General features: G+C 70.1%; 11 protein-coding genes and 1 pseudogene. 4 read left to right on the forward strand and 8 right to left on the reverse strand.

What is annotated here, in order from left to right:
* The 4 genes from Q0L11_RS06355 to Q0L11_RS06370 form a co-directional block, all read right to left on the reverse strand.
* A partial coding sequence (locus tag Q0L11_RS06355) for an alpha/beta fold hydrolase (protein WP_296596133.1) occupies nt 1–843 on the reverse strand: 843 nt, incomplete at its 3' end.
* 5 nt (nt 844–848) lie between these two features.
* Entirely contained in the window at nt 849–1,157 is a 309-nt protein-coding gene (locus tag Q0L11_RS06360) for an SCP2 sterol-binding domain-containing protein (protein WP_296596134.1), read from the reverse strand.
* Nucleotides 1,158–1,233: 76 nt separating this feature from the next.
* Complete coding sequence (locus Q0L11_RS06365; RefSeq protein WP_296596136.1) at nt 1,234–2,091, reverse strand: methyltransferase; 858 nt, start codon at nt 2,089–2,091, stop codon at nt 1,234–1,236.
* An 84-nt stretch (nt 2,092–2,175) separates the two neighbouring features.
* A complete protein-coding gene (locus Q0L11_RS06370) occupies nt 2,176–3,009 on the reverse strand; it encodes a class I SAM-dependent methyltransferase (protein ID WP_296596138.1) in 834 nt (277 codons plus the stop codon).
* A gap of 229 nt (nt 3,010–3,238) precedes the next feature.
* Here Q0L11_RS06370 and Q0L11_RS06375 point away from each other — a divergent pair, with 229 nt between their 5' ends.
* The gene (locus Q0L11_RS06375) at nt 3,239–3,694 is read left to right on the forward strand and encodes an Hsp20 family protein (RefSeq protein WP_296596139.1); all 456 of its coding nucleotides are present in this window, start codon (nt 3,239–3,241) and stop codon (nt 3,692–3,694) included.
* Between the two features lie 60 nt (nt 3,695–3,754).
* On the opposite strand, the gene Q0L11_RS06380 is transcribed toward Q0L11_RS06375, so the two are convergent.
* From Q0L11_RS06380 to gpmA, 4 genes are read right to left on the reverse strand one after another with little or no spacing between them, the layout of a single operon-like run.
* A complete protein-coding gene (locus Q0L11_RS06380; RefSeq protein WP_296596141.1) occupies nt 3,755–4,960 on the reverse strand; it encodes a pentapeptide repeat-containing protein in 1,206 nt (401 codons plus the stop codon).
* A 7-nt stretch (nt 4,961–4,967) separates the two neighbouring features.
* Nucleotides 4,968–6,230, reverse strand: coding sequence for a pentapeptide repeat-containing protein (locus Q0L11_RS06385; protein WP_296596142.1), 1,263 nt, complete (start codon nt 6,228–6,230; stop codon nt 4,968–4,970).
* Nucleotides 6,231–6,278: 48 nt separating this feature from the next.
* Complete coding sequence (locus tag Q0L11_RS06390) at nt 6,279–6,728, reverse strand: deaminase (protein WP_296596144.1); 450 nt, start codon at nt 6,726–6,728, stop codon at nt 6,279–6,281.
* Between the two features lie 47 nt (nt 6,729–6,775).
* Nucleotides 6,776–7,486: a 2,3-diphosphoglycerate-dependent phosphoglycerate mutase gene (gene gpmA, locus Q0L11_RS06395; protein ID WP_296596145.1), complete on the reverse strand. Its 711-nt coding sequence runs from the start codon at nt 7,484–7,486 to the stop codon at nt 6,776–6,778.
* A gap of 82 nt (nt 7,487–7,568) precedes the next feature.
* Here gpmA and Q0L11_RS06400 point away from each other — a divergent pair, with 82 nt between their 5' ends.
* The 3 genes and pseudogenes from Q0L11_RS06400 to Q0L11_RS06410 form a co-directional block, all read left to right on the forward strand.
* Nucleotides 7,569–7,817: a hypothetical protein gene (locus tag Q0L11_RS06400; protein ID WP_296596146.1), complete on the forward strand. Its 249-nt coding sequence runs from the start codon at nt 7,569–7,571 to the stop codon at nt 7,815–7,817.
* The gene (locus Q0L11_RS06405; protein WP_296596148.1) at nt 7,814–8,779 is read left to right on the forward strand and encodes a KpsF/GutQ family sugar-phosphate isomerase; all 966 of its coding nucleotides are present in this window, start codon (nt 7,814–7,816) and stop codon (nt 8,777–8,779) included. Before Q0L11_RS06400 ends, Q0L11_RS06405 begins: the two co-directional genes overlap by 4 nt.
* A 99-nt stretch (nt 8,780–8,878) precedes the next feature.
* Nucleotides 8,879–9,480, forward strand: a pseudogene (locus Q0L11_RS06410) (phosphomannomutase/phosphoglucomutase); the annotation flags it as partial.

Genomic DNA, 9,480 nt, shown 5'->3' on the forward strand with positions numbered 1-9,480 from the left:
GCGCCCCTGGGGGAGGTTCCGGGCCGCGGCGGCCTGGGCAGAATTGTCGACCAGCTTGTCTTCGCCGGCGGAGACGATCTCCACCGGCACTGTCACGCCCCGCAGCCGCTCGGGCCGGGCCAGGAAAGCCGTGGCCTTCAGCGCGAAGTCGAGCCAGCCGTAGGTCGGCCCGCCCAGCGCCAGGTCGGGATTGGCGCGGACCTGCGCCCGATGGCGCGCAAAGCGGCGCTCGTCGTGGGTCAGGGCGTTGCCCTCGAAGGCGTCGTCGAAGGGCTTGCCGGGCTGGCCAAGCGTGTAGCGCCCAGCGCGCCCGACGGTCAGGTTCAACCAGGTGAGGGCCCCCACCGCGGCCGGTGCGATCTTGCCGAACTGGATCCCGAGCATCGGCGCCGAAAGGCAAGCGCCGGCGAAACGTCGCTCGCCGTTCGCCATGGCCAGCAGGGTCAGGCAGCCGCCCATGGAGTGGCCGACGGCGATCCAGGGCCGAGGCAGCCTCGCCTCGTAGGCGTTCAGCAGGCGGCGGAAGTCCTCCAGGAACGCCTTGTAGCCCTTGGCATGGCCTTTCAGCCGATCGGGCAGCTCGCGGTGGGACAGACCCTGGCCGCGCCAGTCGTGGGCGAGGACCACGAACCCGCGGTCCATGAAGTCGCGGATAGTCTCGAAATACTTCTCGATGGGCTCGGTGCGTCCGCCCGACAGCACCACCGAGCCGCGCGCACGCCCCTTCGGCGTGAACAGGGCCGCCCGCAGCTTCGCGCCGCCGGCGCCCACGTACCAGTCGGCCTCGGCCCCCGGCGGAACCGGATCCTCGGGAATGTCGACCAGGGGCGCGGGCTCGAACATCGGGCCTAGACCGCCTTCTCGAAGAGGGCCTTGACCTTGGGCATCAGCGCCATGGCCACGCCCATGTCCGACAGCCGAAGCCGTCCCGTCATCACTGCACGCATGGGGTCCAATTCGCCCTTGCCCAGCTTAACAAGGTCCGAACGGCTGACCGATACTGTCAGATCGGCCGCGCGATCGTCGTTCGTGACGGTCGCGCCGTCGACATGGATCACGCCCTCGCCCTTGAGGTCGAGCTTCACCGAACGGCCCAGGCCGTCGCCGGCCGCCGCGGCGCGACGGATCCGGTCGGTCAGTTCCTCCAGAGTGGCCATGCCCCATCAGCACTCGGTGAATCGAAAGGGGAGCTTCGCTTCACGCGTGTGTCGTGTAAACCGCCCCGCGACGGCGTTATGCCGGTTTGACGAACTTCAGCGTCATTCGGTCGCTTTCGCCGATCGCGTCGTACTTGCGGTGGTCGAAGCTCGGATCGAACGCCTCGCCTCGCGGCGAGGAGCGACGGACCGGCGGCAGGGTCCAGACGCCGAAGGGATGGTCGCGGGTATCCTTCGGGTTGGCGTTGAGCTCGCTGGTCGCGGCCAGGGCGAAGCCGGCCTCCTGTCCCAGGCGCGTTACGTACGCCTGGTCGACGTAGCCATCCTGCGCCAACAGGTCGGGCACGCCGCCCGGCGCTGCACGGTGTTCCTCCACGCCCAGGACGCCGCCGGGCTTCAGCGCCAGGAACGCATCGCGGAAGGCCTTCTCGGCGATGCCCGCGGCCATCCAGTTGTGCAGGTTGCGCAGGAAGAGCGCGAGGTCGGCGCTGCCCGCCGGCGCGACCGGGCCGCTGGTGGGACCGAAGGCCGTGACCTCGACCTTTCCATACGGCTTGCGGCCCGCGGCATATTTGGCGCGGTAGGCTTCCACGACCTGCTGCGCCGAGAGGTCGCCCGGCTCGCCGAGCTGCAGATGAGCCGCGTAGAGCTCGCCGCCGGTAGCGTCCAGGAACGGCGCCAGGATTTCACTGTACCAACCGGCGCCGGGCCAGAACTCCACCACCGTGGCGCCGGGCTTCAGGCCCCAGAAGGTCAGGCTTTCGAGAGGATGGCGCCACGGATCCCGCGCCTTGTCGGCGGCGCTGCGCCAAGGCCCGGCAACCGCCTCGGCGATGGTCTTCGGCGGCGCGGCTTTCGCGGCCTTTGGGGCGGGCCGGCATCCGGCCAGAGCCGCGCCGCCGAGGACCGCCATGCGTCGGGAAATGCGGATCATGGGCGCCGGTTCACTCGCGAGCGCCCCCCGGCCGACCCACCGGCGTAGAGCTAGCGGGTCGGCCGGTCGTGGTCAAAGGCGGCCTCAGCCCGCCTTCACGAAGCGCAGGGTCATGCGGTCGCTTTCGCCGATGGCGTCATACTTCTTGCGGTCGAAGTTCGGATCCGAACCCTGCCCGTTCGGCGTGGTCCAGCGCGAAGGCGGCAGGGTCCAGACGCCGAAGGGGTGGTCCTTGGTGTCCATGGGGTTGGCGTTGACTTCGGACTTGGCGGCCAGCTTGAAGCCTGCCTTCTCGGCGGCGGCGATCACCGTGGCGGTCGAGACATAGCCGTTCGAGACGCCGGGCAGTTCGGGCTTCGGATCCGAGCGATGCTCCTCCACCGCCAGGACACCACCCGGCTTGAGCACCGCGTGGGCGTCCTTCAGCACCTTGTCCAGGGAGCCGTTCATCATCCAGTTGTGGATGTTGCGGGCGGTGATGACCATGTCGGCCGACCCCGGCGCGCCCAGAGGCCCGGAAACGGGACCAAAGTTCACGTACCGGATCGGACCGTACTTCGCCGGGTCGGCGTACTTGGCTTCGAAAGCCGCGCGGCCCTTGCGGGCGCCCTCCGAAAGCTTGGGGTTCTCCAGGTCGGAGGCGGTGGCGACATAGGCGCCGCCCGTGGCCTTGGCGTAGGGCGCGAGGATCTCGGTCCAGTAGCCGCCGCCGGGCGACAGCTCGATCACCGTCTGCTTCGGCTTCAGACCCCAGAACGACAGGGTCTCCACCGGATGGCGCGCCGCGTCGCGGGCCTTGTTCTCGGGCGCGCGCTGGGCGCCGGCGACGGCGGCCTCGAGCTGGGCGTCCTTCGCCTGGACAGGCGCCGAGACGGCGAGGGTGAGCGCGACGGCGCAGGCCGAGGCGAGACGGAGCATCGGGGGTTCCTCCTGAACGTATGAGCGACGCCAAGCTAGGACGCGAACTCATACGCGTACAACCCCATTGATCGTGCAATCCGCCCTCTTGAACGCAGATTTCGAGCGCCTACCTCATGGGCGGGAGGCGCTGGACGTCCGGGTCTCCTGGGCTGCAGGCGACGCCTCATGGGTCGCCACAGGTCCACACAGACAACGCAACCTTGCTTTGAAAGAAGGATGTGACCGCATGCGTACGATCGACTTCTCCCCCCTCTACCGCTCCGTCGTGGGCTTCGACCGCCTGGCGAACCTGCTGGAGACCGCCGCGGCCGACAGCGCCGCCGGCTATCCGCCCTACAACATCGAGCGCACCGACGAGAACGCCTACCGCATCGACATCGCGGTGGCGGGCTTCCGCCCGGAAGAGCTCAACGTCGAGGTGAAGGAAAACCTCCTCACCGTGACCGGCCGCAAGACCGCCAATGACGACGCCAGGAAGTACCTGCATCGCGGCCTCGCCGAGCGCAACTTCGAGCGCCGCTTCCAACTGGCCGACTATGTGATCGTCACCGACGCCAACCTGGCCGACGGCCTGCTGTCGATCAGCCTGAAGCGCGAACTGCCCGAGGCGCTCAAGCCGCGCACGGTGCAGATCAACACCTCGGTACAGCCGAGCCTGATCGAAGGCGAAAAGGCCGCTTAAGGCTCCCAGCCTCTCGGGTTTTGAAGAACGGGCGGCGTCCTTCCGGGGCGCCGCCTTTTTCTATGCCGGAAGCCGGGCGCCGCGCAGGTCGGCCCCTTCGGTGACAGCCCCCTCCATCCGGGCGCCGGTCAGACAGGCATAGCGCAGCCGCGCCCCGGTCAGCACCGTCGCGGTCGAGCGACCCGGCGCGATCTCCAGCGGCGTGAGGTTGGCCTCGGTCAGGTCCGCGCGGGTGAGGTCGGCGCCGCCGAAGCGCGCGCCGCGCAGGTCGCATGAACGCAGCTTCGCTCCCCGCAGGTCCGCGTTCTCGAAATTGGCGCCCTGCAGGTGCGCCTCGGTCAGGTCGACACCCGCCAGGTTCGCGCCCTTGGCGCTGAGGGCGGTGAGCTTGAGGCCTCGAAGCTCCGAGCCCGCCGGGCGGAGGTCGGAGCTGTCGAACCGGGTCGGCGCGCCGGTCTTGCCGCCGGACCCGACCCAGGCGTCATGGGCTCGCGCCTCGATCACGAGCTTGGCGGCGCGCGCGACGTCCTCGCGGGTGGGAGGCTGGGCGGCCACCTCCAGCCGACAGCCGTGCGTCCGCGCCGTCGTCAGGACCACGCCCGAAAGGTCGGCCCCGCCGAAATTGGCGTTCTCCAGGCTCGCGCCCGAGACGTTGGCGCCGGCCATCAGGGCCCCGTCGAAATTGGCGCCCTTCAGGTTCGCGTCGGCCAGCCACACGCCGGTCAGCGATGCGTCCGAGAAGTCGGTGTCGGCGGCGTAGATGCCGTCGAGCCGGGAGCCGTCCAGCGTCGCGCCCGACAGGATCGCGCCATCCAGTTCGCCGCCCCGGCCTTCCTCGATGACGGCGGGAAAGCCCTTGGTCGGATGCGGCCGGGCCACGTGTCCGGGCCGGAAATCGGCTTCGGTGAGGTCCGCGCCAGCCAGGTTCGCCCCCGACATGCTGGCGCCGCGCAGGTCGGCCTTGCGCAGGTTGGCGTTCCGAAGGTCGGCTCTGCGCAGGTCGCAGCCCGAGAGGTTCGCGCCGTCGAGTTGCGCGCCGGCCAGGATGGCTCCGTCGAAGACCGATCCCGAAAAGTCCGCGCCCGAAAGGCGCCGGCCCTTCAGGTCCATCCCCCGGAAATCCACGAAGGGCAGCTGGGCGCGCTTGCCACCCTTGCCCGCCAGGAAGCGCGCGTGATTGTCCAGCAGGATCGAAACCTCGGCCTCGCTGAGCCGTCGCCGACCCGGAAGGTTCGGTCCGCCCGTCTGCCCCTGGAGCTGGACCACGATCGGCCTAGATCACGTCGTCGAGGCCGCGGGCCCCGTGGCGGATCACGCCGGTGAAGTCGGCCTGTTTCAACAGGGCGCGGGTGAAGTTCGAGCGGCTGACGTCGGCGCCGACGAACAGCGCCTGGCGCACGTCGGCGCCGGTCAGGTCGGCCGACTTCACCTGGGCATTGGTCATGTTGGTCGGCAGCACCCGGTCGGCGCCCAGCAGCAGCGGGCCCATCTGGGCGTCCCGCAGATCGGCGCCCGAGAGCTTTGCCCCCACCAGGCGGGCGCCCCGCAGGTCGGCGCGGCGCAGGATGGCGTTGCGCAGATCGGCGCCCTCCAAATGAGCGCCCTGGAGTTGCACCCCCTCCATGTCGAGGCCGTAGAACGTGGCGTGCTTCGCCGACAGGGCGGTGAGGTTGTAGCCCTTGATCGAGCCCAGCTTGCGCAGGTCGGCGTTGTCGAACGACGACGGCTTGCCCTCACCGCCGCCGGTCTCGCACCACTTGGCGTGGTCGCGGATCATCTCGTCGTAGGGCAGCTCGGTCAGCGCGCGGCCGACCGGCTCGTCGGTGAGCGCGCCGGTGAGGTTCGCGTCCGAAACGTTCCAGGCGACGGTGCGCGCCCCCACCAGGACCGCATCGCGCAGGTCGGCGCCCGAAAGGTCAGCGCCCGAAAGGTCGGCGCCCGAAAGGTTCGCGCCCTGGAGCGAAGCCTGTTTCAGGTTGGCGCGGATCAGCTTGGCGTCCTTGAGCACGGCATCGGTGAAGTCGGCGCGGACGGCCACGGCGCCCGACAGGCGCGAGCGTTCCAGGTTGGCGCCGGCCAGGATCGCCCCCTGCAGCTCGCCTTGGGCGGGGGAGCCGATCTCCAGCTTGCGGAAGCCGAACTGGCGGTCGCCGGCGGCCAGCGTGCCCTCGCGCAGGTCGGCCTCGAACAGGTCGGCGCCGGTAAGGTCGACGTTGCGCATGCACGAGCCGCGCAGGTCGGCGCGCCGGAGCGAGGCCTCGCGCATGTCCGAGCCCGTAAGGTCGGCGCAGAACAGCGTGGCGTTGTCGAGCCGGGCGCCGCGGAACTTGCAGTCCTGCAGGATCGCGCCGGTGAAGTCGGCGTCGCACAGGTTCCGGCCGTAGAGCACCGTGCCCGTCAGGTCCTTGAACGCGAACACCGCGCGCGCCCCGCCGGGGCGCGAGCTCCACAGCCGGTCGTGCTTGGCGCAGATGTCATCCACCTCAGCCTGGGTGAGGCGGGCCTGGACGAGGCTTCTGGCGTTGTCGGCGGACATTCGGGATCACTGCGGCAAGACGGTGTGAACCATGTTAGGCGCCTCGGATTAACGGCGAATTTCCAGCGTTTTAGCCGGGCGGTACGTCGCATAAAGCGCCTCGGCCTCAGCCCTGAGCAACCCCTGGTCGGTGAAAATACCAGCGTTGTGCAACCGACGGCATCCCTCGCCGTCCGCATAGGCCGACGAATCACTCGCGGCCACGACCACGCGCGCCACCCCCGCGGCCACCAGGCGCTCGCTGCACGAGGCGGCCCCGGTCGAGCGGTGAGCGCAGGGCTCTAGGGTGACATAGGCCGTAGCGCCGCGGGCCGCCGCACCGGCCGCATCCAGCGCCTGCTCCTCGGCGTGCGGACGTCCGCCCTCGCCGGTCGCCGCTTCGCCGACGATGGCGCCGTCCTTGACGATCACGCAGCCGACCGCCGGGTTGTCGGCCGTCAGGCCGACGCGGGCCGCGGCGAGCGAGATAGCGCGGCGCATGAAGACTTCGTCGCTCATGAGGCCAACATGGTCCCTGCCGCGCCGCGCGGGAAGCCCGATGAGGTTCAGACCGGCGGGATCGCGGTGGCCCGGTCGGCGTCCAGGTAACGGGCGGCGGTCGGCTTGAGGTTGGAATCCAGCTCGATGACGAGCGGATTCGAGGTTGGAATCTCGACGCCGACGATGGCGTCGTCCGAGACGCCGAACAGCAGCTTCACGATCGCACGCAGGGAGTTGCCGTGCGCCGCCACCAGCAGGGTCTCGCCCGCCTTCAGGCAAGGCGCGATATCGGATTCCCAATAGGGCTGCACGCGGTCGAGCGTGGTCTTCAGGCTCTCGGTGACCGGCAGGGTCGCGCCGGCGTAGCGGCGGTCCTTCGAGAAATCGTACTCGCCGCCCGGCGCCAGATCCGGCGGGGGGATATCGTAGCTGCGGCGCCAGATCTTCACCTGGTCGGCGCCGTGCTTGGCGGCGGTCTCGGTCTTGTTGAGGCCCGTGAGGCCGCCGTAGTGGCGCTCGTTCAGCCGCCAATCCTTCACCTCGGGCACGAACACCTGGCCGGCGCTGTGCAGGGCCAGCCAGGAGGTGCGGATCGCGCGGGTCAGCACCGAGGTGAACACCCGGTCGATGGCGATGCCGGCCGCCTTGATCAGCTCGCCGCCCTTCTTGGCCTCGGCCTCGCCCTGGGGCGTCAGGTCCACGTCCACCCACCCGGTGAAGCGGTCTTCCAGGTTCCACTGGCTCTGGCCGTGACGCAGCAGGATCAGGGTGGGCAAGGCGGCGCTCCTTTGGGACGGGACTGGTCGGCTAGGGCGCCGGCCCCTACCCCGTCAACCCGCAGCGGGCTATAGCGGACCGATGCTCGACCGCTTCTACCTGCCGCTGCTGGCCCTGGGGGCCGCCGCCGCCATCGCGCTGGCGATGGTCTGGCCTCAGGGGCTGGGCGACCGCTCGCCCGCGCCGTTCGGGCATACGCCCGTCCAGCAGACGCCCGAGATGCAGGCCGCCATGCGCCGCGAGACCGAGGCCGCCCAGAGGCGCGTCGACCAGGCGCGCGAGGCGGTGCGCAACATCCAGAACCAGGCCATCGCGCCGGCCCAGCAATGACCCTGAAAGACACCATCGCCGTCGGCCGCCGCGTGCTGGAGACCGAGGCCGAGGCGCTTGGCCGAATGGCCGGCGAGCTGGGCCAGCCGTTCGCCGAAGCCGTCGAGGCGATGTTCACGGCGAAAGGCCGGATCATCTGCACCGGCATGGGCAAGTCGGGCCACGTGGCGCGCAAGATCGCCGCCACCCTGGCCTCCACCGGCTCGACCGCCATGTTCGTCCATCCCAGCGAGGCCAGCCACGGCGACCTCGGGATGATCGGCGCCGACGACGTGATCCTGGCGCTCAGCAAGACCGGCGAGACGCGCGAACTGGCCGACGTGATCGCCTATGCCGCCCGCTTCGGAATCCCGCTCATCGCCCTGACAGCGGCCGCCGACGGCACGCTGGCCCGCGCCGCGGACATCGTGCTGCTCCTCCCCGACGCGCCCGAGGCCACCGACGCGGTCAACGCGCCCACGACCTCCACGACCCTGCAGATCGCCATGGGCGACGCCCTGGCCGTGGCGCTGCTGGAGCGGCGCGGCTTCAAGCCGACCGACTTCAAGGTGCTGCACCCCGGCGGCAAGCTGGGCGCGATGCTGCGCACCGCGGCCGACCTGATGCACGGGCGCGAGGAGCTGCCCCTGGTGGCGCCCGAGACCACCATGCGCCAGGCGCTGCTGGTCATGACCCAGATGCGCTGGGGCATCGTCGGCGTGGTGGACCCCCAGGGCCGCCTGCTGGGCGCGATCACCGACGGCGACCTGCGCCGCCACATCGACGGCCTCCTGGACCACACCGCGGGCGAGGTGATGACGCCGGGCCCAAAGAAGACGGTCGCCGCGGGCATGCTGGCCGGCGAAGCCCTGGCGCTGATGAGCGACCCGCCACCGGCGGTCACCGTCCTGTTCGTGGTCGATGACGGAAAGCCGGTCGGCATCCTGCACGTCCACGACCTACTGCGCGCCGGGGTGATGTAGCCGACTGACGAACGCGTGACCGCCGTTAAGGCTTACGAAGTGGCCTGCGACATATTCGGCCGTTAAACACGCGCCGACACGCCGTTCTCCGGAGTTCCGATGCTGCCTGCCCCCCGCGCCGACCTCGCCGCCAACACCTGGGACTACGAAGTCACCCCGCTGGTGAAGCCCACCGGCTTCCGCGAATACGACGCGCGCTGGCTGTTCGGGCCCGAGATCAACCTCCTCGGCGTTCAAGCCCTTGGACTGGGCCTCGGCACGCTGATCCACGAGATGGGCCAGAAGCGGATCGTCGTCGGTCACGACTTCCGGTCTTATTCGCTGTCCATCAAACAGGCGCTGACCATCGGCCTGGTGGCCGCCGGCTGCGAGGTGCTCGACATCGGCCTGGCCGTCTCGCCGATGGCCTATTTCGCCCAGTTCGACCTGGATGCGCCCTGCGTCGCCATGGTGACCGCCAGCCACAACGAGAACGGCTGGACCGGCGTAAAGATGGGCGCCCAGCGTCCCCTCACCTTCGGCCCCGATGAGATGGGCCGGCTGAAGGAGATCGTCCTGGGCGGCAAGTGGGAGCAGCGTCCCGGCGGCTCCGTGGCCCACATCGCCGGCGTGGCCGAGCGCTACATCGCCGACGCGGCCGGCCGGATCAGCCTGAAGCGCCCGCTCACCGTCATCGCCGCCTGCGGCAACGGCACGGCCGG

The organism is Phenylobacterium sp. (assembly GCF_024508875.1).
Lineage (GTDB): Bacteria > Pseudomonadota > Alphaproteobacteria > Caulobacterales > Caulobacteraceae > Phenylobacterium.